Origin of the sequence: Streptomyces sp. NPDC007872 (assembly GCF_042868165.1) — a bacterium.
Classification (GTDB): Bacteria; Actinomycetota; Actinomycetes; order Streptomycetales; family Streptomycetaceae; genus Streptomyces.
The window spans coordinates 612,679-636,826 of the sequence record NZ_JBIAEA010000003.1 but is presented as its reverse complement, the minus strand read 5'-3'; the positions used below and the strand labels follow the sequence as shown (position 1 = coordinate 636,826).

Here is a 24,148-nt window from a genome sequence, read left to right as displayed (position 1 = left end):
GCCCCCCCCGCGGGGCCGGACCCCGCGGGGGTCCGGGCGGGGTTAGGGGGGGGTGGCTCTGCCGGGGGGCGGGCCGGGGTGGGGACGCCCGGGAAGGGCGGCCGGTGTGCTCCGGAGCACACCGGCCGCCCTGTTCCCCCGTACGGCGGGGGGTTACGCCGCGTCCCGCACCCTTCCGGTGAACTCCGGGCCCGGGACCGGCTCCCAGGAGCCGTCGAAGACCGACAGGACGGCCCGCAGTGACTCCACCGGTTCCGCCACGCCGTCCGCGACGGTGGGCACGCTCACCTCGACGTCCGTCTCCCCGGCGGGGACGGAGAACCACAGGGACAGCCCGCCCGGGACCGCCCCGGACAGCGGCACGGCCGGGTCCGGGACCTCGCCGATCTGCCGCTCCAGCCACTCCGGGTCGACGTCGGCCGTGGACAGCTCGGCGCCGCCGCTCACCGGCAGCAGGCCGACCGTGCCCATGATCTCGGCGTCCGCGGCGGCGGACAGCGTCACCCGCCAGGTCAGGGCCCCGCCCTCGGTCACGTCGGCGGCGACCGGCGTCACGGTCACCGCGGGCAGGGGATCGTCGTTCCGCGCGGTCACCCCGCCCCGGTGGGCGCCGACCACGGCCCCGCGCACCGCCTTCACGAACGCGTCGTGCGCCGTGTCGTAGCCGAAGCGGGTGTTGCCCCGGACCTCGACCGGTACGTCGATGTCGTGGCGTCCCGGACGCACCGTCACCAGGCGCGAGGAGACCCCTTCGCCGTCGGGTCCCGGCGTGAACAGCCGGACCTGCCCGCTGCCCCGCCCGGAGACCCGCACCGGGACGCGGTAGGTCCGCACCCCGGAGTCGCCCTCGTCGACCGTCAGACGGCCGATGTCGACGCGCGGCAGCGCGGCCGGCCGCACCGCGGGGGTGCCGGGGCGCCAGCCCCACGCGTCCACGAGCCACGCGCGGCCCGCGCCGCCGCCCGGGGACAGTTCGAGCGCCGCGATCCGCTTCAGGTCCAGGCCCGCCCGGCGCGCGGCGGACAGCGGGACGCGGACCTCGCGCGCCCACACGGACGCGGTCCGGTCGCTGCCGGGCAGACCGTCGACGCGGGCGCGGCCCAGGTGCGCCCGGCGGCCCGACGCGTCGGTCGCGGCGACGTCGAACCGGGTGCCCGCGCTGTTGGGCGGGACGGCCAGGCGCAGGGCCAGGGACGTCGAGCCGGCCAGGGAGACCGGCCGGGACGGTCGCACCGCGGCCGGCTTCCCGGAGGCGTTCCACCGCAGCGCGACGGCGTCGCGGCCCGGCTCGGGGGAGGCGTCCCAGACCGCGAAGTGCGGGGAGGCGCCGCCCTCCTCGGGGTTCAGGCAGGCGCGTGCGGCGTCGGGGTCGACCTGGGCGCACAGCCGGCCCGAGCCGGTGACCGCCGTCGAGGAGTCCGGCAGGAAGGCCGGGGTGCGGTGCCCGCCGACGGCATGGGTGAGGACCCGCGCCGGGCCCGCCGAGGGCGCGCGGCGGCCGGTGCCGTCGAGCAGCGGCCGGACCCGGTCGTCCCCTCCGACGAACAGCCGGGCCGACGCCGCGATGTAGGCGGCGCCCGCCCGCTGCTGCTGCCCGGCGGTCAGCCGGGTCGCCGCGCCGGGGGAACAGACCGGGTCGGGCGTCTCGCCGGGCCAGAAGTCGTCGGACGCCGGGGCCTGGGCCTGTCCTGGGGTCCACTCGCTGTTGAAGAAGTTGTGGTTGGCCCCGACCATGTAGACCGAGCTGTGCAGGGCCGTGCCCCGGCCGACGCCACGGGTGCCGTCGAGGTAGATCTGGCCCTGGAGGTCGCTCACGTCCCCGTCGCAGCCCGGAAGGATCGTCGTGGAGGGCACGTCGGGGGCCGGGTTCTGGCCGAAGATCGTGGGCCCGATCAGGACGTTGCCGCGGATCTTCCACCGTACGGGCCCGTGGTGGCCGTCCCGGTCGGCGGGCGGCGGAGAGAGGCTGTCGAGGGCCGCCCGGTTGACGCCCTCGCCCCCGCGGGAGTGGCCGACGAGCAGCACGCGCGAGAGGTCCGCGGGCGCGGTCCCGCGCACGGCGGCCGGGGCGGCCGACCGGTTCGCGGCCCAGTCGGCCCAGCGGGCCAGGTGCAGCCGGACCAGGGAGGAGCGCGCCTGCGCGCCCGCGTCGTCGACGCTGTGGTCCTGCCCGTTGACGCCGTTGGCGGAGAGGGAGAGCGTCACGTAGCCCTGGGAGGCCAGGAGCTTCTGGGCGTTCAGGTACCCCCGGTGGCTCGGTATCTCCCGGGTGCCAGCCGGGCAGGGCCACGCGCCCGTCGCCTCCTCGGTCCCGGGCGTGTAGCAGGTGGCGTGCCGGCCGTGCAGGAAGAGGGCCACCGGCCGCTTGCCCGGCGCGCCGGCCGGGCCCACCACGACGGCGCGCATCTCGACGGGCACGGGGAAGTCGGGCAGCGTCACGGACGGCAGGACGTACTCGCCGCCGACGGTGCGGTAGGGGCCGGGCGTTCCCGGGTCGACCGGGTTCGCCGGGAGCGGGGCCTGCGGCGCGGCGGACCGGGGCGGGGCCTGCGGCCCGGTGGGCGGTGCGAGGGGTCGAGGACGGGCGGAGGGCGCGGCGGCGTCCAGCCGCTTGCCGCCGGCCGTCGCCCGCAGTCGGTCGTCCCCGTCGAGCCGGGCGTCCCCGAGGGGGAGCCGGAAGGTGTGCCCGTCGGGGTCGGCCGCCGGACGGCCGAGCAGCCGGTCGCCGGCGTGGAACTCGACCCGGGCGTCGCCCACGGGGACGGGGGCGGACGACGTCCACACGAGCTGTCGCTGCGCTCCGGTCCCGGCGACCCTCCAGCCCGGGGGGAGTTCGGGGTTCCCGTGCAAGGACCCCTGGGCCGCCGTCGTCGCCGGTGCTCCGGGCGACGGTTGCCCGGCGTGTGCCGCGCCGGGCGTCGCCGCCGCCAGCGCGAGTAAGGCCGCGGCGGTGGTCACGCCGCGTATGCCACGTATCAAGACGGTCTTCCTCACGTTCGTTCCCGTGGGAGCACCGCCGGTGGCCTCGGCCGCTCGGCTCCCCGGTGCCCCCCTCTCGCCCCGGAGGACGGCGGCGGAGGTGCCGGGGTTGCCTCCCCGTACGGCGCCGTGTGCGCGCCAGGAGGGCGGAGTCGGGAACGGGACCGGCCCGGGTGGCGGGCGAGCGGAAAGCGGCGGAGGAGCGGGAACGGGACCGGCCCGGGTGGCGGGGGAGCCACCCGGGCCGGGATGCCGGGCCGGACGACGGGGGGCGCCGTCCGGCCGCGGGGTGAGGGAGGGTCAGACGAGGTCGAACCGGTCCAGGTTCATCACCTTGTCCCACGCGGAGACGAAGTCCTTCACGAACTTCTCCTTCGCGTCGTCGCTCGCGTAGACCTCGGCCAGCGCGCGCAGTTCGCTGTTGGAGCCGAAGACGAGGTCGGCGCGGGTGCCCGTCCACGTGACCGTGCCCGTCGCGGCGTCGTGGGCCTCGAAGAGGTCCGCGTCCCCGGCCACCGGCCGCCAGACCGTGTTCAGGTCGAGCAGGTTGACGAAGAAGTCGTTCGTCAGGGTGCCCGGGGCCGTGGTCAGGACGCCGTGCTTCGAGCCCTGGTGGTTGGCGCCCAGGACGCGCAGACCGCCGACCAGGACGGTCAGTTCGGGGGCGCTCAGGTTCAGCAGGTTGGCCCGGTCGACGAGGAGGAACTCGGCCGGAAGCCGGCTGCCCTTTCCGAGGTAGTTGCGGAAGCCGTCCGCCCTCGGCTCCAGGGCGGCGAAGGATTCGACGTCCGTCTGCTCCTGGCTCGCGTCCACCCGGCCCGGCGTGAACGGCACCTCGACGTCGAAGCCCGCGTCCCTGGCGGCCTTCTCGACGGCCGCGGAGCCCGCGAGCACGACCAGGTCGGCGATCGAGACCTGCTTGCCGCCCTCGGCGTCGAAGGAGGCCTTGACGCCTTCGAGGACGCGGAGGACCTGCGCCAGCTCCTCCGGGTCGTTGACCTCCCAGGTGCGCTGCGGCTCCAGGCGGATGCGGCCGCCGTTGGCGCCGCCGCGCTTGTCGCTGCCGCGGAAGGAGGAGGCCGAGGCCCAGGCCGCGGAGACCAACTGCGCGACGGTCAGGTCGGAGCCGAGGATCCGCTCCTTGAGGGAGGCGACGTCCGCGGCGTCCAGGAGCTCGCCCTCGCGCTCCGGCAGCGGGTCCTGCCACAGCAGCACCTCGGAGGGGACCTCCGGGCCGAGGTAGCGGGAGACCGGGCCCAGGTCACGGTGGGTCAGCTTGTACCAGGCGCGGGCGAAGGCGTCCGCGAACTGGTCCGGGTTCTCGTGGAAGCGCCGAGAGATCTGCTCGTACGCCGGGTCGAAGCGCAGCGACAGGTCGGTGGTGAGCATCGTCGGGAGGTGCTTCTTCGACGGGTCGTGGGCGTCGGGGATGATCGCCTCGGCGTTCTTCGCCACCCACTGGTGCGCACCGGCCGGGCTCTTGGTGAGCTCGTAGTCGTACGCGAAGAGGTGCTCGAAGAAGTCGTGGCCCCACCGCGCGGGGGTGGTGGTCCAGGTGACCTCCAGACCACTGGTGATCGTGTCGCCGCCCTTGCCGGTGCCGTGGGAGTTCGCCCAGCCGAGGCCCTGGGCCTCGATCGGCGCGGCCTCGGGGTCGTCGCCGACGCTCTCGGACGGGCCGGCGCCGTGGGTCTTGCCGAAGGTGTGGCCGCCCGCGATGAGCGCGACGGTCTCCTCGTCGTTCATCGCCATCCGGCGGAAGGTCTCCCGGATGTCGCGGGCCGCCGCGACCGGGTCCGGGTTGCCGTTCGGGCCCTCGGGGTTGACGTAGATGAGGCCCATCTGGACCGCGCCGAGGGGCTCCTCCAGCTCGCGGTCGCCCGTGTAGCGCTTGTCGTCGAGCCAGGCGGTCTCGGGGCCCCAGTAGACGTCCTCGTCGGGCTCCCACACGTCCGCGCGGCCGCCGGCGAAGCCGAAGGTCTCGAAGCCCATCGTCTCCAGGGCCACGTTGCCGGTGAGGACCAGGAGGTCGGCCCAGGAGAGGTTCTGGCCGTACTTCTTCTTGACCGGCCACAGCAGACGGCGGGCCTTGTCCAGGTTGACGTTGTCCGGCCAACTGTTGAGCGGCGCGAAGCGCTGCTGGCCGGCGCCGGCGCCGCCGCGGCCGTCGCTGATGCGGTACGTGCCCGCGCTGTGCCACGCCATCCGGACCATGAGGGGGCCGTAGTGGCCGAAGTCGGCCGGCCACCAGTCCTGGGAGGTCGTGAGGACCTCGGCTATGTCGCGCTTCACGGCCGCCAGGTCGAGGCTCTCGAACGCCGCGGCGTAGTCGAAGTCCTCGCCGAGCGGGTTGGCCACGGCAGGGTTCTTGGCCAGGATCTTCAGGTTCAGCCGGTTCGGCCACCACTGGTTGTTGCCGCCGCCCTGGGTCGGGTGGGCGGCGCGGCCGTGCGCGACCGGGCAACCGCCCCCGGCTTCGTCCAGCTTCGCGTCCACGACGATCGCGTCGTGGTTCTCGGGCGCTTCGTTCTCGGGCACGCGGTTCTCAGACATCGGAATCCTTCCGGACCTGGCGGACGAACAGTGCTGGGGAGGTGCGATCGGCAGAGCGGCCGGGCAGGACCCGGAGAGCCGTCACGTCCCGGACTCCCGCCGCGCTGAAGTCTTCCTGTCCCTTGGCCATCAACGGAACTGATCCTACAATGGACCTTGTCCAAGTCAAGAACAACGCCAAACCCTGTCCGGGGAGCACCGGCCGCACACCGGTTCACCACGGGCCCCGCGCCGAAGCCGAAGAGGTGAACCGACATGAGCGACCTGCTGGAACGGCTGCGATCGCGTGGCTGGCGGATGACGTCCCAGCGGCGCGTGGTCGCCGAGGTCCTGGCCGGCGACCACGTGCACCTCACGGCGGACGAGGTGCACGCGCGCGCGGTCGAGCGGCTGCCGGAGATCGCGCGGGCGACGGTCTACAACACCCTCGGCGAGCTCGTCGCCCTGGGGGAGGTCGTGGAGCTCTCCACGGACGGGCGGGCCAAGCGCTACGACCCGAACGCGCGCCGGGCGCACCAGCACCTGGTCTGCTCGGGCTGCGGACTCATCCGGGACGTCCACCCGACGGGGGACCCGCTGGCGGTCCTCCCGTCGGAGGAACGTTTCGGCTTCGCCGTGGAGAAGGCCGACGTGACGTACCGGGGGCTCTGCCCGGACTGCTCGGGGGAATGAGCGCGTACGCCGGAGGGGGCCGCCACCGGTGATCGGTGGCGGCCCCCTCCGAAGCCGTGGCGACTGCTTCAGGGCGGCGGCCACTTCGGGACGGCGACTACTTCAGGGCGGCGAGCGCCTCGTCGTAGCCGGGCTCGTCCGCGATCTCGTCCACGAGCTGCGCGTGCAGGACCTTGTCGTTCTCGTCGAGGACGACGACCGCGCGGGCGGTCAGGCCGGCCAGCGGCCCGTCCGCGATCTCCACGCCGTAGTTCGTGTGGAACTCGCGGCCCCGGAGCGTCGAGAGGTTCTTGACGTTCTCCAGGCCCTCGGCGCCGCAGAAGCGGGCCTGCGCGAAGGGCAGGTCGGCGGAGATGCAGAGCACCACGGTGTTCTCCAGCTCGCCGGCCTTCTCGTTGAAGGCGCGAACGGAGGAGGCGCACGTCGGGGTGTCGACGCTCGGGAAGATGTTGAGGACCTTGCGCACGCCGGCGAAGTCCTTGAGGGACTTGTCGGCGAGGCCCTCGGCGACGAGCGTGAAGTCGGGAGCCTGGCTGCCGGGGGTCGGCAGAACGCCGTTGACCTGTACCGGGCTGCCCTTCAGCGTGACCTGGGCCATGGGGATCTCCTTCGGATCTCAAGGGTGACGACGAGGGGAATCGTACGGAGTCCGGACCGCCCGCACGGTCACACCCCTTGACGCCCCCTTCCTTCACTTCTTAAATCAGGTGGGCGGCGAAGTGGCCCACCCGTGAGCATGTCATGTACCTGACATGCATCCACGGCGTGCCCCCACCGTGCCGTCCCCCCACACCCGACGGAAGAGAGAGCCATGACCTCCTCCCGCACGCGACGGCGCACGCTGTCCTCCGCCCTGTCCGCCCTCGCCCTGGCCCTCGCCGTCACGGCGCTCGGCCCGGCGGCCTCGGCCGGCCCCGCCGGGGGAACCGCCCTCGCCGGGGAAGCCGTCCCCGCCGCCGGCGCGGCCGCCGTCACCTTCTCCGACGACTTCGACGGCCCCGCGGGCACCGCCGCGGACGGCGGCAAGTGGCAGATCGAGACCGGCGACAACGTCAGCAACCACGAGCGGCAGTACTACACGGCCGGCAACCGCAACGCCGCGCTCGACGGCCAGGGCCATCTGGTCATCACCGCCCGCAAGGAGAACCCGGGCAACTACCAGTGCTGGTACGGGCGGTGCGAGTACACCTCGGCGCGGCTCAACACCGCCGGGAAGTTCACCGCCCAGTACGGGCACGTCGAGGCCCGCATGCAGGTGCCGCGCGGCCAGGGCATGTGGCCCGCGTTCTGGATGCTCGGCAACGACCTCGGCCAGGTCGGCTGGCCCAACTCGGGCGAGATCGACATCATGGAGAACGTCGGCTTCGAGCCCTCCACCGTCCACGGCACCCTGCACGGCCCCGGCTACTCGGGCTCCGGCGGCATCGGCGCCGGATACACCCTGCCCGGCGGACAGGCCTTCGCCGACGCCTTCCACACCTTCGCCGTCGACTGGTCGCCCGGCCGGATCACCTGGTCCGTGGACGGGAACGTCTACCAGACCCGTACACCCGCCGACCTCGGCGGCCGGACCTGGGTCTTCGACAAGCCCTTCTTCCTGATCCTCAACCTCGCGGTCGGCGGCTACTGGCCCGGCGACCCGGACGGCTCCACCCCCTTGCCGGGCCGGCTCGTCGTCGACCACGTCCGCGTCACCACCTCCGACGCCCCCGCCGGCGGCGGACCGATCACCGGCATCGGCGGCAAGTGCGTCGACGTGGCCGCCGCCAACACCGCCAACGGCACCCCCGTCCAGCTCTACGACTGCAACGGGACCGCCGCCCAGCGGTGGACCGTCGGCACGGACGGCACCCTCCGCGCGCTCGGCAAGTGCCTCGACGTCACCTCCGCCGGCACCGCCGACGGAACGCCCCTCCAACTGTGGGACTGCAACGGCACGGAGGCCCAGCGCTGGGTCGCCAACGCAGCCCGGGACGTGGTGAACCCGCGCGCCGGCAAGTGCATGGACGCCACCGGCAACAGTTCGGCCAACGGCACCCGGCTCCAGATCTGGACCTGCTCGGGCACCGCCAACCAGAAGTGGACGGTGACCCGCTAGCCCAGGCGCGTCCGGTGGACCGGATGCGTCCGGTGGCCCAGGCGCACCCGGTGACCCGGGGGCGTCCGGCAGTCCAGGAGGTGCATCCGGCGGGCCCGGCAGCGCCGAAGAGGGCCCCGTGGGCCGGGTGGTCGTCGGCGACCACCCGGCCCACGGCCCCGGGCGCTCAGTCCCGGGGCCTCGCCAGGTAGTCCTGCCGCAGCGCGTCGAGGACCTGCGCGGCCTCGGGGTGGCCCGCCCTCCGGCAGCGCGCCGCCGCCGTCGTCAGCCGCGCGATCGCGTCACCGGTCCGGCCGAGGCCGTTCCCCTCGACCAGGGCGGCGAACCGCACCGCCTCGGCCCTCGGCAGCTCACCGTGCTCCCCGCCCCCCTCGTGGACGGCGATCGCCGCCTCCGCCTCGGCCAGGGCCTCCTCGAAGCGCTCCGCCTCCGTCAGGACCCGGGCCCTGCGGTAGTGCACCTCACCGCGCTCGTACCAGACGGCGAAGCCCTCGGCGTCCGCCGGCACGGCGTCCAGGACGGCGTCGGCCCGCGCCAGGTGCGCGAGCGCGTCCTCCACCCCCTCGGCCTCCCGGGCCGCCGCCGTCAGACGGGCGAACTCGCGCGTCATCCGCACGATCAGGGGTGGGTTCGGCGCCTCGGCGTGCGCGGTGAAGGCGCGCTCGTACGCGGCCTCCGCCGCCTCCCACCGGTCGGCGAGGGCCAGCGCGATCGCCGTGTCGGCCGTCACCAGGGTGCGGATCGGGGCGTCGTCCTCCCACCCGGCGACCGTGCCCGCGAGCCGCAGGAACTCCTCCGCCGACGGCAGGTACTCCTCCAGCTCCCGCAGTCCGCGCGCCAGGGACAGCCGGATCTGGGCCACCATCCGCTCGTCCAGCGCGGCGGCCGACTCCTCGGAGAGCAGCGACTCCAGGACCGCCACGGCGTCCGCCTGCCGTCCCGACTCCGCGAGCACGTCGGCCAGTTGGAGCCGTACGCCGGCGGCGTCCCCGTGCTCCCCGCCCCGGTCGAACAGCGCGGCCGCCTCCGAGAGGTGACGCACCGCCCCGGCGTGGTCCCCGAGGTGCGAGGACGCGTGCCCCAGCAGGGAGTACGTCGGCGCCACGGGGAAGTCCGCGTCGTCGTACCGCACCGCGTCCGCGAGCGCCCGGTGCAGCAGCTCCGCCGCCTCCGCCGGCTCCTGCCGGGACAGCATGATCTGGGCGAGCAGGGCGCGCGGACGCGAGCCCCGCCAGGGCCGGTCCGAGGCCTCGACGTCCACGAGGGCGGCGCGCAGCTCCGACTCGGCGAGGGCGACGTCGCCCCGGCGCCCGGCCTCGTCCGCGACGAACTGGCGCGCGTTGGCCACCTGGTGGGGCACGCCCAGGCGCTCCGCCTCGGCGCGCAGCCTCCCCACGGCCTCCCGGAACCGCTCCGGGGCGGTGCCGGACTCCTCCGGAGCCCGCCGCATCGCCTCCTGGTAGGCGGTGTAGGCGTCGGCGTACAGCACGGTGAGGTGGGCGAGCACGCGGTCCGCCGCGACGTCGACACCGGCCGCGGCCTCGGCGTCCCCGGGCTTCTCGCCCGTCAGCGGGGCCTCGCCCTCCAGGCGTTCCGCCTCGCGCACCAACCGGCCGAGACGGACCCGGACCGCCCCGTCGCGCTCGGCGTCGGCGTCGTCCTCACCGGTCGTCCACGCGAGCGCGCGGGCCCGGGCGGCGAGGGCCCGCCACTCCATTCCGAGCTCCTCGTAGAGCCCGGCGGCCGTTTCCAGCTCGGCGCCGCTCTCCGCGTCCTCGTCCTTCTGCCTGAGCCGGTACGCCCGCTCCTCGGCGAGCTCGGCCCGCAGCAGCTCCTCCGGGCCGACCCGGTCGTCGTGCGCGGCCGAGCCGTCCGCGAGCCGCTCGGCGATCCGCGCCCACAGCCGGGTGTCCCCGGGGTGGCCGAGGTGGTTCAGACGCCGCGCCTCGGCCACCAGGGCGACGAAGTCCTCGGGGATCCCGGGCGTCCCGGGACCCGCGACGGCGGGGGCCGCCGGGGCCGCGCCCGCGCCCGCGGCGGTAAGGGGCGCGGCGGCCGTCCGCAGCCCGAGCGGCAGCGGCTCGTCCAGCAGCGGACGCCGGGCGAGACGCTCCCGGCGCCGGTCCCCGACGGTCGTGGTGTCGTTGCGCGCGTCGAAGGCGGCGGCGAGCCGGTCCGCCTCGGCGCGGACGTGGGCGAGGAGCCCGTCCGCGGTCCAGTTCCGTCCGGGCGGCCCGGCGACGGGCGTCTCCCCGTGCCCGTCCTCCACGAGCCGGGCGAGCAGCACCTCCACGCCGGTCAGGAAGCCGAGCCGGTCGAGCGGCGCGCCGGTCGCCCCGAACAGCGGGCGGTTCTCCGCGAGGACCTCCAGGCCCCGGCCCTCGTTGCGCGAGAGGGCGCAGAACTCCAGGTGCAGACCGACCTCGTGCTGCATGCCGGTGCTGCCCCGGACCCGCCGGTAGCCGGTGAGGTGGTGGGAGCGGGCCTCGTCCGCGCGGCCCAGGCGCAGCAGCGGCAGCAGGGCGCGCGCCTGGCTCATCTGCGGCTCCTCGGAGCAGCCCTGCTCGCCCGCCAGGACGGGCCCCCAGGTGTCGAGGGCCCCGGCGTCGTCGCCCGCCGCCACCCGGTGCCAGGCGCGGTGCCGGGTCTCGCAGGCCTCGCAGTCGCTCAGTTCGGTACGGGGCCGGGTGACCCACAGGTCGTAGGCGTCGTCGACGCCCGTGCCGGTGTGGGCGGCCACGTGGTGGCGCATCGCCGCCACCGGCTGCATGCCGTGCCCGGCCTCCTCGTACCGCTGCCGCATCGTGTCGATCCAGCCCCGCACGGTGGCGAGGGGCATCTCCGGCACCTGGAGCAGGGACGTCGTCACCCACTTGAAGCGCCAGAAGACCTGGTGGGCCTCCCACGCGCTGAAGGACTTCGGAGCGGTGTCCCACAGCTTGAGCAGCCGGGCGAAGACCACCGGGGACTTGCGCTGTTCACCGGTGAACTCGTACGCCGTCATCAGCTCCAGGAGGGCCGTGACGAGGGTGTCGGGCTCGTCGAAGACCTCGGCGGCCTCGACGAGCTCCTCCGCGGTGACGGTCCGCTGCGTGCCGTGGGGGCGGTCGTGGTTTTCGCGCAGCGCCTCGACGACGGCCTCGGGCGTGTCCAGCATCTACAGTTCCTTCCGGGGCTCGGAGCCGGGTGCCGCCGCGTCCGGACGGTGCATGGCGTGGGTCAGCAGGCCGATGAAGGCCCGGTTCAGCAGGGCGCTCTCGCTCGCCCGCAGCGGACGGCGGCTGAGCAGCAGCGCCTGGCCGTAGAGGGCCTCGGCGGTCGTCACGGCGAGCCCGCGCTCGCTGATCGTGATCGCCTGGCGGACCAGCGGGTTGAGGTGGTTCAGGACGAGCTGCGCGCGCGGGGTCTCGTGGCGCAGCGAGCCGAGGATGTCGGCCCACAGGCCGTCGCTGTCGGCGGCCAGGCCGGCCCGGGTCCGCTCGTGGCGCGCCTCCCGGTTGTCGAGCAGCAGGGCGGGCGCGGTGACCGGCTGGAAGTCGCGCAGGACGACGTCGCAGTCGTGGACGCCGATCGTCTCCCGGGCGACCGCGAGGAAGGCCGCCGCCCGCAGCTCGGCGGTCGGGTCCAGGGCGTCCAGGTGCGCGGTGACCGTGGCCGGATCTAGGTCCGTGACGGACGTGCCCGGCCGGATCTCGGGCAGCCGGTGCACCAGGTCGCGGTCGTAGGTGTAGCCGCCGTTGACGACGCCGAGACCGGCGGCCGCCGCGATGGGGGCGACCTGGCGGAACTCCTCGACGCTCCGGGTGACCAGGACCGTCGGGTGCGTCCGTACGAACTCCTCCAGGGTCACGTTGCCGTCGGTGGTCTCGAACGGCAGCCACGGCAGCACGACCCGCAGCAGCTCGTCGTCGTAGCGGGCGAGCGCCTTGACCGCCAGGTGGTGGGTGTCGACGAAGCGGTGCAGGAGCGCCGGGTCGCTGGCGGCGAGCCCGGTGAGCCAGTCGCGGATCCGGTCGCCGAGGGCGTCCCGTACGGCGGACAGCGTGCCGTCCTCGTACAGCGACTCGCGGGAGGCGGTGGGCCGCAGGCTGGTCGTGTCGACCACGCAGCGCACGAAGAAGGCCCACTCCGGGAGGAGTTCGGGGGCCTTGTCGGTGAGCAGCATGCCCTTGAGGTGGACCCGGTGCCCCGCGCGCTGCGCCGGGCTGACGGCCGTCGGCAGCACGTACGCGACCCCGCGCAGACCGGCCGCCGGCAGGTCGAGCTCGATGCTGTCGAGCGGGGTGAAGTCGAACAGGTCCCGGCAGTACGCGGTGAGGGCCTCGCGGCGGGCCAGCGGGGAGCGGTGGCTCCGCTCCCACGGCGGCGCCTCGTTGATCCGGTGCGTCTCGCCCCGGGAGTCGACGACGGTGACCTCGTGCCGCAGCAGCCCGCCGTAGTGCCGGGCGAGCCGCACGACCTCCCGCGGGCTCGTCCACTCGACGTTGTCGGCGCGCGGCACGAGCCGGACGGTGGTGCCCGGCCCGGGCGCCTCGGAGGCGGGCAGGGCACGGAGGGTGTAGCGGCCGTCGGAGTGGCCGCGCCACTCGACGGCGGGCGCCGACGGGTCCGACGCGGACCGGCTGACCACCGTGATCTCGTCGGCCACGACGAAGCAGGCGAGCAGGCCGATGCCGAACTGGCCGATGAACTCCCCGCGGGCGGCGTCGAGCCCGGCGCCGTCCAGGGCGCCGTCGGCGGTCCGCTTGGAGCTGCGCCCGATGGTGGCGAGGAAGCGGTGGACGTCGGCCTCGGTCAGACCGACGCCGGTGTCCGTGACGGTGAGGACGTCACCGGTGCGGACCGTGATGGCGCCGGGCGCGTCGGGGTCGAGCGCCTGCCGGGCCGTGATGGCGTCCACGGCGTTCTGGAGCAGCTCGCGCAGGTAGACGCGGGGGCTGGAGTAGAGGTGGTGGGAGAGCAGGTCGACCAGACCGCGCAGGTCGACCTGGAAGGTGTGCGCTGACTCGGAAGGAGACACCCGGTGAAGTCTTTCGGTGAACGCGCCCGCGACGACGGGCGGGAGGAAGAGGGAGGTGCGGAGGGGCGGGGCGGTGGAACCGGCCGCCGGTCCGGTGGGGGCGGCGCCGGTACGGAGCCCGGCCGCCCGCGGGTTCAGCGGCCGGCCGCCGCGCGCCGCTCGCGGTAGGCCGCGAGGGGGTCGGAGCCGTTCAGGTAGGACCAGGGGAACTCGGTGACCCGCCCCTCGGTGGCCCGGAAGCACTCCCGGGCGGCCTCGCGGTCCCCGGCGAGCGAGAAGGCCATGGCGAAGCTGTTGAGCACCTGGAGCCAGCCGCCCCGGCGGACGAAGTCCGGGTGCCGGTACGAACGGTCCGCCGCCTCGTTCAGGGACGCGGCCACCTCGGGCCGGCGGATGTAGGCGGCGTCGGGACCGGAGTCGAGGGAGAGCCACTCCTCCAGGTGCGCGACCGCGACGAGCTGGCCGAGGAGCGTGCCGCCCGGGGCGGCCAGCATCGACGTGCGCGCGAAGTCGTGCATCTCCTCGTGCGAACCGCCCCACTTGCGGCAGACCTGCTGCAACTGCTGCTGGTGCGCCTCCAGGTGGTGCGGGGCGCGCCGCACCGTCGCCTCGAAGCGGCGCCGCGCGATCTCCGGCCCGACCTCCAGGCCGCGCCCGCTGATCTGGAGGCAGTACCAGGGCGAGGCCCACCCCGGTTCGAGCTCGGCCGCCTCGTACAACCACCGCTCGGCCGTGCGCAGCCGCTCGTGGAAGACCTCGAACTGCTCCCGCGAGACGTTCTTCGCGCCGGCCGAGGTCCGGGCCTCCCAGCCCCAACTGACGTGGCGCAGGCCCGCCACGAGGCGGGGCAGCGCCGCCCCCGGCTCGCCCTCGGCCACACCGGTGATCCACTTCTCGACCCCGGCGGTGTCGCAGACGGTCCACAACAGGTCCGTCCGGCCCTCGCTCTCGGGACGCGCTTCGAGCACCTCCCGGACGGTGGCCCAGTCCGCCGCGGCGGCGGCCCCCTTCAGACGGAGCACCTCGGGATCGTCCGAGTCCTTCTCCAGCCGTGCGGCGGACCGGCCCGCCCTCTTCCCCAGCGTGAGCCCCCAGCCACGGAGCAACGCCATGTCCCCACCCCTTGTTCCGTACGAACGGGGCGGTCAGTGATCACCCGCCCCGTGGAGGTAGTGACTATCACGCGCGTACGACAATCGCACACCCGTTTCCCGGGGGGGCCGGGGGCCGTGCCGCTCAGCCGTCCGCGACCACGCGGTCCGCCCCGGAGGACTTCTCCGGCGCCCGGCGCAGCGCCCGGACGGCGGGCACGGCCAGCATGACCGCGAGGCACACGACGCCCATGACGGACGAGAAGAGCAGCACGCGGTCGGCGCCCACGGACTCGGCCGCCGGACCGGCCAGGGCCCGGCCCACCGGGATGACCATGATGGACCCGGCCACGTCGTAGGCCGAGACCCGGCTCAGGACGGCCAGCGGGATGTGCGACTGCACGCTGGTCGCCCACATGACGCCCCAGAAGGCGAACCCGCAGCCCGCCAGGACGCCCGTGGCGGCCGTGAGCGCGAACGACCAGCCCAGGGCGGGCGCCAGGGGGTTGAGCGAGAAGAAGAACATGGCGCACGCGCCCGCGACCAGCGGCCGGCGGGGCCGCACCCGCATCCCGAGCAGCCCGCCGACGATCGTCCCGGCACCGTCGGCGGAGGCGATCCAGCCGTACCCGTCGGCACCGTGCTGCTCGGTGAGGAGCGCGGCGCCCAGCGGCAGGGCCGGGCCGAAGACGAACAGGCCGTAGACGGCCCACACGGCGATGACGCCCCACAGCCAGGAACGGGACCGGAACTCGTGCCAGCCCGTGGCGAGCCGCTGCCAGATCGGCTCGTCGGTCCCGTCCGGGGCCGTGCCGAGCCTCCGCAGCGGCGCGAGCCCCAGGGCGCTGCACGCGTAGAAGGCCGCGATCACCAGGAAGGAGCCGGCCACGTCCCAGTACGCCACGAGGAGACCGGCGAGGCCGGGGCCGAGCAGGGTGCAGATCGACTCCGATATCCGCAGCAGCGCGTTGGCCCGCTGGATGTCCTCGGCGACCCGCGGCACCAGGCTCGCCAGACCGGGCTGGAACATCGCGGTCGCCGCGCCGCTGACCGCGAGCAGCGCCATGACGTGCCACAGCCGTACGTCCCCGAGGGCGAGGAGCCCCGCGAGGGCGAGCATGGCCACCATGCGCACCAGGTCCGCGCCGACCATCATCACCTGCGGGGTGAACCGGTCGGCGAGGACGCCGCCGAAGAGCACCAGGAGGACGATCGGCGCCATCCAGGCGGCGAGCGCGTACCCCACGCCGCTCGCCCCGTACCCCGCCCCGAGCACGGCCGTGGTCAGCGAGACCATCAGCATGCCGTCGGCGAGCAGCGAGGTGCTGCGGGCGGTGAAGAACAGCCGGAAGCGGCCCGAACTCCACGGGCTGGGCGGGGAGTCGGGGTCCCGCTCCACGGGCGCGTCGTTCGTCGTCACGTCGTTCGTCGTCATGTCGGTTCCGCCGGAGTCCGGCCGTTCCCTTCGGTGAGGATGTGCTGCCGGAGCCACGCGTCCGTCCGGTCCGCCTCCTCCGGCGGGTCCTGGACGATCACGTACCGGCGGGGGGCGAGGACCCCGGGACGGCCCGGGAGGACGTGCATCAGCGCGGCGTGGGCCCGCGCGGGGGTCAGGGGCGCACCGCCGGAGGCGACGAACGCGGTGAGGCCCTCCCCGGCCCCGTCCGCCGCGACGTGCACGGGCACGCCTCCGAGGGCGCCGCCCAGGGCGTCCGCGACGGCCGGCGGCGAGACCCAGCAGCCGTCCGTCCGCAGCCAGTCGGGGCCGCGCTCCACCGGACGGACCCCCGTCACCCCGGTCAGCGAGGCGAGCGGCACGTCCCCCTCGGCGGCGGCCTCCAGGAGCCGTACGAGACCGGTCAGGAAGCCCTCCGCCTCGCCCGGCGCGAACAGCGCGGGGTCGGCCCACAGGCCGATCCGCAGCAGCGGCTCCGTCTCGTGCACGAAGGCGAGCAGCCGGGTCGGAAGGACCTGGACCGGGCCGCGGCCCAGTTCGAGGTCCGGCCCGTCCGGCTCCGTCCCGCCGGCCCCCGACAGGGCGCTCACGTCGTTGAAGACCACGTCCCGGGCGAACCGGCTGCCGCGCTCGAAGGTGGTCCGGTCGATCATCTCCCACAGGGCGACCGCGTCGAACCGGCTGTGCCGGTAGGCGTCGAGCGCCGCCCCCCACGCCTTGGCGAGCAGCGCGTCGAAGGACGGGACCCGCACGTCGAGGGCGAGCAGCGCGTCCTGCGACACGGTGTTCACCGCGCGCACGAGCCGGTCGTGGAAGCGGTTGGAGGTCGGGACGGCGGCGACGCAGACGCTCTGTCCCGTCCGGTGGGCGACCAGCGCGCACCAGGCCGTGAGCAGCACCGTGGACGGCAGCCCGCCGGTGCGCCCGGCCACCCGGGCGAGCGCCCGCGCGCCCCGCAGGGACCGGAGCGTCACCTCCGGCGTCTCGACCTCGGTGCCCTCGGCGCCCGGCCCGTCGAACATGGCCTGGGGGCCGGTGCGGATGATCCGCTCCCAGTACCGCAGGGACGCCGCCGACTTCCGGAGGCCCGCCGGGGCGGCCTCCTCGGCGGCGAGGTCCAGCGGCGTGAAGGCGGTCTGCGGCGGCAGGGGCCCGCCGCTCAGGAGGGCCCGCCAGTCCTCCTCCAGGACGCCGAGGGCGCTGACGTCGGTCACGGCGTGGCTCGCCGCCAGGGCGACGAAGACCGGCGCGCCGTCCAGGACGACGAGGGAGATCCGCAGGCCGAAGTCCCGGTCCAGGCGGAAGCGTTCGACGCGGGACCGGCGGGCCACGGCGTCGGCGTACCGCCCGGCGTCCGGGGGGAACGCCTCGTGGTCGAGGACGGTGACCGTGAACTCGCCCTCGGCCGCCACGACCTGCTCGCGGGGCACGGCGCCCCCGGCGGTCCCCGCCCCGTCCGGGAACGTGGTGCGCAGCGCCTCGTGCCGTACGACCAGGGCGCGCAGGGCGTCGAGCACCGCGTCCGTCCTGGTCCCCGCGGGCACCGGCCACACGTCGTGGATGTTGATGTGCTCGGGCTCGTCCCGCAGCATGCACCGGATCATGTTGGCCTGGCCCATGGTGACCGGGCCCCGGCGCTCCTCGCCGCCCGCGTAGGCGACGGTGACGGCGTGCGTCTTCGACGGGCGCGGGAGGTCCCGCTCGCGGGCGGTCACGGGGCGGCCACCGCCCCGGGCCGGGGGAGGGGCCGTGGACGGCGGATCATGCGGTGCCTTTCGGGGACGGGGGAGGGGTCTCGCGCGCGGCGGACGGAGAGCGGTCCTCGTCCACCGGGGACGGCGGGTGTCCCTCGCTCGCGCGGGCCAGGGATCCCCACGCGTCGACGAGGAGGGCGAAGTCCGCCATGTCCCGCCGCACCTCGTCGAGGAGGCGCTCGCGGCGGGCGGCGAGGACGTCGGCGGCGGCCGCGTACCGGCCGCCGAGCTTGCGGTAGGAGCGCTCGACCACGTCGAACCGCTCGGCGTCCTCCGCCGGGTCGGGGCCCGCCCCGTCCCGGATCGCCGCGGCGACGACGGAGGCGCGGACGAGCCCGTCGGCGTCGAGCGGCCCGTCGCCGGCCGCCGCCTTGGCGTGCACGGCCTGGAGGTGCGGGGCGGCGAGCAGGAACTTCGTCAGCCGCAGTTGGTAGGCGAGGAAGCCCGCGTCCGAACGCCGCTCCGGGGTGTGGAAGTTGACGATGTGCCGGTTGTGCAGGACACCGGGCAGCCGGGCGCCGTGCACCAGGTGGACGAGGAAGTAGTCGCTGCCGATGGTGTCGGTGGCGGGCGGCAGCGGCACCCGGCCGTAGACCTCGCGCGCGAAGGCGATGTTGCACATGTCCACGCGCGTGGGGGCGACGGTGGTGAGCGTGGTGAGGTCGCCGGTGAACGCGGCGGTCCCGGCGCCCCGGAACGCCTCGTCGACAAGGTTCCGCCGCCAGATCTCCGGATACCCGGCCGGGACGGAGAGGCCGACGAGGTCGTCGTGTACGAGGGGGTCGAGGGCCCGGATCTCCGCCACGTCCACGGACATCTCGCCGACGAACGAGCCGCCGACCATGGCCACGGTCCGCTCGGCGAGCGCCGGGTCGAGCCGGCTGCGCGACACGAGCCCCGCCACGTCGGCGGCCCGCCGTCCGATCGCCGTCAGCTCGTGGTGGATCGGGAGGACGGGCTCCCCGTCCAGGTACTGGTAGCGGCTGTCGGAGTCCCTGCGGTGCACCGAGGCGCAGCCCAGGGCCTCCGCGATCAGGAAGGCCCGATTGGTGCAGGCCCCGTAGGAGACCCCGGACGGCAGCATCAGGTCGAGCACCCGGTCCGGCGAGGCGACCCCGGACCGGGCGACCGTCCCGCGCAGGAAGTCCCGCTGCTCGTCCTCGTCGAAGTGGTGGACGACCACGCCGGGCTCCGGCGGCAGCGCGGCCACCGCCTCCCGGTGAGCGGCGAGGTCCGCCGCCCCGGACGAGTCCAGGATCAGCAGGTGCACCTCGACGTCGAAGTGCCGGGCGCCGTGGGCCGCCTCCTCCGCGACCGCCCGTACGGTCGCGGCGCAGGCCCGGTTGGTGGGCAGGGTCAGGCAGACGCGGCGCACGACGGCTCCCCGTCCTTGGCCGCCCGCTCGTCGCGGTCCTTCCACGAGGTGAGCCCGAGCAGCCGGCTCCCCAGCTCGTTCAGGACGGCGGTGGGGTAGCGCTCGGACTCGTGCCGGACGGGGTCGCCGACGAGGGTGCGGTTCCAGCGCGGGGTGCGCAGGTGCCGCCAGGAGTCGACGCGGGACCTCCGCAGCTGCTCGTGCTCCTCCAGGGCCGGCATCATCGACAGGTACTGGACGGCCCGCACCTGGTCCTCCGAGGTGTTGCGGGCCACCCCGTGGGCGAGGAGCCCGTTCCAGATCAGCAGGTCGCCGGGGCGCAGGTCGGGGCGGACGACGGGGTACTCGTCCCGGTCCGCGGCGGGCCGGAGCGGGTCCCGGTCGGCGGGCTGCCCGACCTTCCACTCCTCGAACCGCCGGAACAGCTCGGGGCAGCACTGGAACCCGCCCGACTCCGGGCGGGTGTCGTTGAGCGCGATGATCCCCTGCACCCGCTGCGGCGGCACGCCGAGCGTGGTGTCGATGTCCCAGTGCAGCTCGATGTCGAACCCCCGGTCGGTGGGTTCTATCAGGGCGCGGTCGCGGTTCCTGACGTTGGGCGGGTTGAGGTTGAGCCGGTCCTGGGTGACCCACAGCTCCTCGCAGTCCCACACGTCCACGAAGGCGTCGTACACCCGCTGCGCCTGGCGGCTGTCCCACAGGAGCTGGTGGTGGTACGCCTCCACGAAGCCGTAGACGTGCAGTTGCCGGTCCAGTTGGGAGCGGAAGGGCCGGTCCTCGTACCAGCTCTCCGGCCGCTCCGGGTCGAGCCCCTGGAACTCCCAGGCGAAGTCCAGGAGCCGCCGGGCCGCCTCCGCCGGAATCGCCTCCCGGACGACGACGTAGCCGTAGGTCTGCCAGTGGGCGAAGTCCTCCTCGGACAGCACCCGCAGCGGCCGTGACTTCCTCAGCTCCCGCAGGGTGGTCTGCGCGAGGTAGGACTCGCCGTCCGCGCTGAAGTACGGCAGGTCCGAGGCCGCCCGGTACAGAGGGGGGCGGCGCGGGGGGCGGTGCGGGGCGGGGGTCGTCATGGGTCCCTCCAGGTGCGGGAGTCGGGGGAGGAGATCCGGGAGCCCGGGGCGGGAAGCGCTCCTCCCCGGCCGGCGGGCAGCACGCGGCGACCCCCGGCGAGGGGGTCGGCGGCGGACGGCACGGACGGCCGGACGCGCCGTGGCGCTGGTCGGGCACCACGCCGTGCGGCAGAATTGGTTTAGACCTTAGCGGGTGGCAAGTGCCATCTCAATAGACCGAGTTGAGTCGCGGAGGGATCGGGGCAAACGTTGTCAGGACGGTTACTTTGGTCTAGACAACAGTTCGGGAACTGGCTTACTGTCCCCTTGCGCGGTCCGGCCCCTGACGGGGCGTCAGACGTTTCTTCGCCGTGCCCGGTCGACACCGGCCGCCCGCGAGGCCGTTCACGGCCGGAGACCGGGCCGCGGCGCGTCCGCCCCGTCCGTCCCGTCGGCACCCCTGACTGTTCGCCCACCCCAGAGGGAGCGGTTCCCCATGAGCACACCCGGCACCACGGTCCTGCCCGACGGCGGCCTGAGGAGTCCGGGGCCGGGTCTGATCACCCTGGACCCGGACCACACCGCACTGCTGCGCGGCCTGGACGAGCTGCTCACCGGCCTGGCCGCCCGGCTCTCCGCCCCCGAGGTGGTGGGGCCGCCCCTGCTCTCCGTGGAGGGCCTCGCCCGCCTCGACTTCTTCCGCAACTTCCCCCACCTCGGCGTCTCCGCCGGCCGGTTCGCGCCCGACGCGCTCGACGGCCTGGCGGCCGGGAAGGCCCCGGGCGACCTCCCGCTCCGGCCGACCGGCTACCTGCTGCCGTCCGCCACCTGCTACGGACTGCTGCTCTCCCTGGAGGGCCGGGACGTCGGCGAGGACGGCCTGCGGCTCTCCGCCGCCGGCCGCTGCTTCCGCAACGAGACCCACTTCGACGGCCTGCGGCGCCTGTGGGGCTTCCACATGCGGGAGGTCCTCTACCTCGGCACCAAGGAAGGCGCCCTGGAGCACCTGGAGCACGGCGCCGCGTTCGTCCGGGAGCTGGCCGGGCGGCTCGGCCTCGACCTCACCCGGGCCGTCGCCGACGACCCCTTCTACGACAAGGGCGGCTCCCGGGCCCGGCTCATGGCCCTCGACCCGGTCAAGCACGAGTTCAGCGCCCCCGACGGCACGGCGATCGCCTCCGTGAACCGGCACCGCAACTTCTTCGGCGAGCGCCTGGACATCCGCGCGGGCTCCGAGGGGCCGGCGTACAGCGCCTGTGTCGCCTTCGGCGTCGAGCGCTGGGTCCACGCGATGGTCCTCGCCCACGGCACCCCCGCGCGGGCGCTCGACCGCCTGCGCGAGGCCGGCGCCTGAACTCACGGCCCGGTCCCGTACGTACACCCCGCACGCAGCACGAAACGCACAGCACAGAGCACGAAGCACAGAGCACGAAGCACAGAGCACAGTGAGGAGCGACCCCACCCCATGGAACGCATCGCCGAGTGGCTGCACGAGAAGAACCCCGGTCTCGACGGACCGATCGACCTCGACGAGGACCTCATCGAGGCGCGTCTCATCGACTCCATGGACTTCCTGGAGTTCGTCGACCTCCTGGAGGAGCTCTCCGGCCGCTCCATCGACCTCCAGGAGGTCACCATCGACGACTTCCGCACGCTCGGCCGCGTCCGGGAGCGTTTCCTGAGCACCGCCGGGTGAACCTTCCGGATCCCCGCCGATGAACGAGGGCCGGGCGGTCCTCGCCGTGGTGGCGGCCACCGGCGAGGTCCTGGCCCGCCCGGAGCTGCACGAGGGGCTGCTCGCGCCCTGGGAACGGCGGCGCCTCGACCGGGTGCGGGTGCCCGCCCGCCGCGACGACGTGCTGGCGGCCCGTCTCCTCGTCCGGCTGTGCGCGGCCCGGTTCACCGGGCTCTCCCCCGGGGCCTCGGGCCCGGAGCAGTACTGCGCCGCGTGCGACCGGACCGGCCACGGGCGCCCCCACCTCGGCGGCCGGCCCGACCTCGGCGTCAGCCTCAGCCACGCCGACGGCCTCGTCGCGGCCGCCGTCGGCCCCGGCCCGGTCGGCGTGGACGTGGAACCCGCGACGCGCCGGCCCGGACCCCCGTCCGTCCTGCGACGGCTCCTGCCCGAGGCCGACCTCCGGGAGGCCGCCGCCCGCCCGGACCCCGGCCCGGAACTCCTCCGGCTGTGGGTGCGGGGCGAGGCCCTGTTCAAGGCGGGCGGCGGGACCGGCCTCCGGCTCCTCGAACGGACCGACCGACGACGGGGAGCTGTCGCGGCGGTCGCGACCGGGACCCCCGTCACGGCCTTCTCCTCCCTGGAGGAAATCCTCCGTCCCGAAGGGGCCGGGTCTCCCGGTGCGACGGTCACGGTCTCGGGCGACCACGGGGTCCCGCAGGCTCCACGGCCGCCCGCTGCCGTCACACGGACAGGGCCCTGAGGTACGCGCTCAGGGCGGCCGCGGCACCGCCGAGGGGGAACCGGGCGCCGAGCTGCCCGTCCGGGCGGACGACGAGACCGGTGGCGCCGTCGGGGAGGTAGAGCCGGGCGAACTCCCCGGCGGCGTCGCGGTACACGGGCATGGTGGGGGGCAGGGGTGCGGAGCCGGACCGGCCGGTCCCGGCCGCCGGCAGGACCACCACGGCCGGCAGCCCGCCCGCCGCCCGCGCCGCCTCCGCCGCGCCGGACAGTTCGGCGGCGTCGGAGCCGTACAGGAGCACCACGTGTCCCGCGCGGCCGCGCAGCACGTCGAGCAGCCGCAGCGGGAAGGCGGCGACCGGGGTGGTCAGACCGGCGCAGTCCGGGGCCCGGTCGCCGGGCTGCGGCGCGTCGGCCGGCCCGTACGGGGCGCCGGCGAGCGGGCCGCCCCGGTAGCCGACGAGCAGTTGGGCCTCGCGGAGGAGCAGGGTCCGCCGGTCGTCGGGGCCGGACTCGATGCCGTGGACGGCGTGCCGCACGGTCCGGCCCACCACCTCCTCGCCGACCGGACGCCGCTCGGCGTCGTACGTGGCGAGCAGTCCGGGACCCGCCCCGCCCCGGACCACGAGGGCGAGCTTCCAGGCCAGGTTGCAGGCGTCCTGCACCCCGGTGTTCATGCCCTGGGCGCCGGTGGGCGGATGGATGTGGGCCGCGTCGCCCGCGACGAAGACCCGGCCCTCGCCGTAGCGGTCCACGATCCGGTGGCTGATGCGGAAGACCGAGGCCCAGCGCAGTCGGGAGAGCCGCGCGGGCCGGGGCGCGAGGCGGTCCACGACGGCCTGGAGGTCGGAGAGTTCCGGCGTCCGCCCGGTCTGCACGCCGTGCGCGACGCCGTCCGGCGCCGTGCTTCCCCGGGCGGACAGCTCGGGCGGGACCCGCATCGACATCCGGTAACGGCCCGCGCCCGGCAGCGGGATGCAGACGAGGACGTCGTCGGCCGAACCGTCGGCGGACCGGCGGCTCGACCGCACGCCGTAGCCGTGCGGCAGGTCCCAGTCGGCCTCCACGTCCCCGAGCATGTACTCCTCCGGGAACGCGCCGCCCTCGAACGACAGCCCCAGGGCCTTCCGCACGACGCTGTGCGCCCCGTCGCAGCCGATCAGATACGGGACCCGCAGCTCCTCGTCGGCGCCGGACGCGGTGCGCAGCCGCGCGGTGACCCCGTCCCGGTCCCGGTCGAACGACACCAGTCCGGTGCCGCGCTCCACGGCCGTCCCCAGCCGGGCCAGGTACTCCTCCAGGAGGCGTTCGGTCTCGTACTGGGGGAGCGCGGCGAAGCCGTAGGGCACCTCGGGCGGCATCTCCAGCTCGATCCGGGCCCGTTCCTCGCCGTCGGCGTAGAGGAGCTGCCCCCGTATCGGAACGGCGGCCTCCAGGACCTCGCGGACCAGGCCCATGCGGTCCCACAGTTCCAGGGTGCGCGGCTGGATCCCCACCGCCTTCGCGTACGGCAGCCGGGCCGGCAACCGCTCCACGATCCGGCAGTGCACCCCGTGCCGGCGCAGTTCGGCGGCCGCGCTCAGGCCGACCGGGCCCGCGCCGACGACCAGGACGTCGGTGGTGGTGCGGTGGTGCGCCACGAGTGCCTCCAGCGCTGCCTCGCCCCCCACGGGCCCCCGCCCCCA

The 24,148-nt window shown here is 75.0% G+C and carries 16 protein-coding genes; 5 read left to right on the top strand and 11 right to left on the bottom strand.

Annotation, left to right across the window (positions count from 1 at the left end):
• Positions 1-153: 153 nt before the first annotated feature.
• Positions 154-2,979: a hypothetical protein gene (locus tag ACFYNX_RS13315; protein ID WP_388661047.1), complete on the bottom strand. Its 2,826-nt coding sequence runs from the start codon at positions 2,977-2,979 to the stop codon at positions 154-156.
• A gap of 300 nt (positions 2,980-3,279) precedes the next feature.
• Positions 3,280-5,532 (bottom strand): catalase/peroxidase HPI, encoded by a 2,253-nt coding sequence (gene katG / locus ACFYNX_RS13310; RefSeq protein ID WP_388661044.1) that lies wholly within the window; start codon positions 5,530-5,532, stop codon positions 3,280-3,282.
• A gap of 255 nt (positions 5,533-5,787) precedes the next feature.
• Between katG and ACFYNX_RS13305 the strand changes: the two genes are divergently transcribed.
• Positions 5,788-6,204, top strand: coding sequence for a Fur family transcriptional regulator (locus ACFYNX_RS13305; protein ID WP_365543814.1), 417 nt, complete (start codon positions 5,788-5,790; stop codon positions 6,202-6,204).
• 97 nt (positions 6,205-6,301) lie between these two features.
• On the opposite strand, the gene tpx is transcribed toward ACFYNX_RS13305, so the two are convergent.
• A complete protein-coding gene (gene tpx, locus ACFYNX_RS13300; protein WP_365543811.1) occupies positions 6,302-6,802 on the bottom strand; it encodes a thiol peroxidase in 501 nt (166 codons plus the stop codon).
• Between the two features lie 213 nt (positions 6,803-7,015).
• Here tpx and ACFYNX_RS13295 point away from each other — a divergent pair, with 213 nt between their 5' ends.
• Positions 7,016-8,302 carry a ricin-type beta-trefoil lectin domain protein gene (locus ACFYNX_RS13295; RefSeq protein WP_365543809.1) on the top strand — a complete coding sequence of 429 codons (1,287 nt, stop codon included), beginning with the start codon at positions 7,016-7,018 and terminating at the stop codon, positions 8,300-8,302.
• Positions 8,303-8,468: 166 nt separating this feature from the next.
• Here ACFYNX_RS13295 and ACFYNX_RS13290 read toward each other — a convergent pair whose 3' ends face one another.
• The 7 genes from ACFYNX_RS13290 to ACFYNX_RS13260 all read right to left on the bottom strand — a co-directional run bounded on the left by ACFYNX_RS13290 (position 8,469) and on the right by ACFYNX_RS13260 (position 20,068).
• Positions 8,469-11,459: a hypothetical protein gene (locus ACFYNX_RS13290; protein WP_388661040.1), complete on the bottom strand. Its 2,991-nt coding sequence runs from the start codon at positions 11,457-11,459 to the stop codon at positions 8,469-8,471.
• Positions 11,460-13,322 (bottom strand): HSP90 family protein, encoded by a 1,863-nt coding sequence (locus tag ACFYNX_RS13285; RefSeq protein ID WP_388661037.1) that lies wholly within the window; start codon positions 13,320-13,322, stop codon positions 11,460-11,462. It lies immediately after the preceding gene.
• A gap of 134 nt (positions 13,323-13,456) precedes the next feature.
• Positions 13,457-14,434 carry a hypothetical protein gene (locus ACFYNX_RS13280; RefSeq protein WP_388661034.1) on the bottom strand — a complete coding sequence of 326 codons (978 nt, stop codon included), beginning with the start codon at positions 14,432-14,434 and terminating at the stop codon, positions 13,457-13,459.
• Positions 14,435-14,558: 124 nt separating this feature from the next.
• Positions 14,559-15,848, bottom strand: a complete 1,290-nt coding sequence (locus ACFYNX_RS13275; RefSeq protein ID WP_388661031.1) for an MFS transporter — start codon at positions 15,846-15,848, stop codon at positions 14,559-14,561.
• Positions 15,845-17,584 carry a condensation domain-containing protein gene (locus ACFYNX_RS13270; RefSeq protein WP_388661028.1) on the bottom strand — a complete coding sequence of 580 codons (1,740 nt, stop codon included), beginning with the start codon at positions 17,582-17,584 and terminating at the stop codon, positions 15,845-15,847. Before ACFYNX_RS13270 ends, ACFYNX_RS13275 begins: the two co-directional genes overlap by 4 nt.
• 46 nt (positions 17,585-17,630) lie before the next feature.
• Complete coding sequence (locus tag ACFYNX_RS13265) at positions 17,631-18,998, bottom strand: DUF6271 family protein (RefSeq protein ID WP_388661025.1); 1,368 nt, start codon at positions 18,996-18,998, stop codon at positions 17,631-17,633.
• Complete coding sequence (locus ACFYNX_RS13260) at positions 18,980-20,068, bottom strand: phytanoyl-CoA dioxygenase family protein (protein ID WP_388661022.1); 1,089 nt, start codon at positions 20,066-20,068, stop codon at positions 18,980-18,982. The genes ACFYNX_RS13265 and ACFYNX_RS13260 overlap by 19 nt, the downstream gene beginning before the upstream one ends.
• 475 nt (positions 20,069-20,543) lie before the next feature.
• Between ACFYNX_RS13260 and ACFYNX_RS13255 the strand changes: the two genes are divergently transcribed.
• The 3 genes from ACFYNX_RS13255 (at position 20,544) to ACFYNX_RS13245 (ending at position 22,485) form a co-directional block, all read left to right on the top strand.
• Positions 20,544-21,401: a hypothetical protein gene (locus ACFYNX_RS13255; protein WP_388661019.1), complete on the top strand. Its 858-nt coding sequence runs from the start codon at positions 20,544-20,546 to the stop codon at positions 21,399-21,401.
• Between the two features lie 111 nt (positions 21,402-21,512).
• Positions 21,513-21,743 carry an acyl carrier protein gene (locus tag ACFYNX_RS13250; RefSeq protein WP_125668036.1) on the top strand — a complete coding sequence of 77 codons (231 nt, stop codon included), beginning with the start codon at positions 21,513-21,515 and terminating at the stop codon, positions 21,741-21,743.
• A gap of 19 nt (positions 21,744-21,762) precedes the next feature.
• Positions 21,763-22,485: a 4'-phosphopantetheinyl transferase family protein gene (locus ACFYNX_RS13245; protein WP_388661016.1), complete on the top strand. Its 723-nt coding sequence runs from the start codon at positions 21,763-21,765 to the stop codon at positions 22,483-22,485.
• Here ACFYNX_RS13245 and ACFYNX_RS13240 read toward each other — a convergent pair.
• Positions 22,466-24,133 carry an FAD-dependent monooxygenase gene (locus tag ACFYNX_RS13240; RefSeq protein WP_388661013.1) on the bottom strand — a complete coding sequence of 556 codons (1,668 nt, stop codon included), beginning with the start codon at positions 24,131-24,133 and terminating at the stop codon, positions 22,466-22,468. The genes ACFYNX_RS13245 and ACFYNX_RS13240 overlap by 20 nt on opposite strands.
• Between the last annotated feature and the right edge of the window lie 15 nt (positions 24,134-24,148).

Bases quoted from the DNA above. Each gene is read 5' to 3' on its own strand.
- katG (WP_388661044.1), bottom strand. From the start codon at position 5,532: ATGTCTGAGAACCGCGTGCCCGAGAACGAAGCGCCCGAGAACCACGAC.
- ACFYNX_RS13305 (WP_365543814.1), top strand. From the start codon at position 5,788: ATGAGCGACCTGCTGGAACGGCTGCGATCGCGTGGCTGGCGGATGACG.
- tpx (WP_365543811.1), bottom strand. From the start codon at position 6,802: ATGGCCCAGGTCACGCTGAAGGGCAGCCCGGTACAGGTCAACGGCGTT.
- ACFYNX_RS13295 (WP_365543809.1), top strand. From the start codon at position 7,016: ATGACCTCCTCCCGCACGCGACGGCGCACGCTGTCCTCCGCCCTGTCC.
- ACFYNX_RS13290 (WP_388661040.1), bottom strand. From the start codon at position 11,459: ATGCTGGACACGCCCGAGGCCGTCGTCGAGGCGCTGCGCGAAAACCAC.
- ACFYNX_RS13280 (WP_388661034.1), bottom strand. From the start codon at position 14,434: ATGGCGTTGCTCCGTGGCTGGGGGCTCACGCTGGGGAAGAGGGCGGGC.
- ACFYNX_RS13275 (WP_388661031.1), bottom strand. From the start codon at position 15,848: ATGACGACGAACGACGTGACGACGAACGACGCGCCCGTGGAGCGGGAC.
- ACFYNX_RS13260 (WP_388661022.1), bottom strand. From the start codon at position 20,068: ATGACGACCCCCGCCCCGCACCGCCCCCCGCGCCGCCCCCCTCTGTAC.
- ACFYNX_RS13255 (WP_388661019.1), top strand. From the start codon at position 20,544: ATGAGCACACCCGGCACCACGGTCCTGCCCGACGGCGGCCTGAGGAGT.
- ACFYNX_RS13250 (WP_125668036.1), top strand. From the start codon at position 21,513: ATGGAACGCATCGCCGAGTGGCTGCACGAGAAGAACCCCGGTCTCGAC.
- ACFYNX_RS13245 (WP_388661016.1), top strand. From the start codon at position 21,763: ATGAACGAGGGCCGGGCGGTCCTCGCCGTGGTGGCGGCCACCGGCGAG.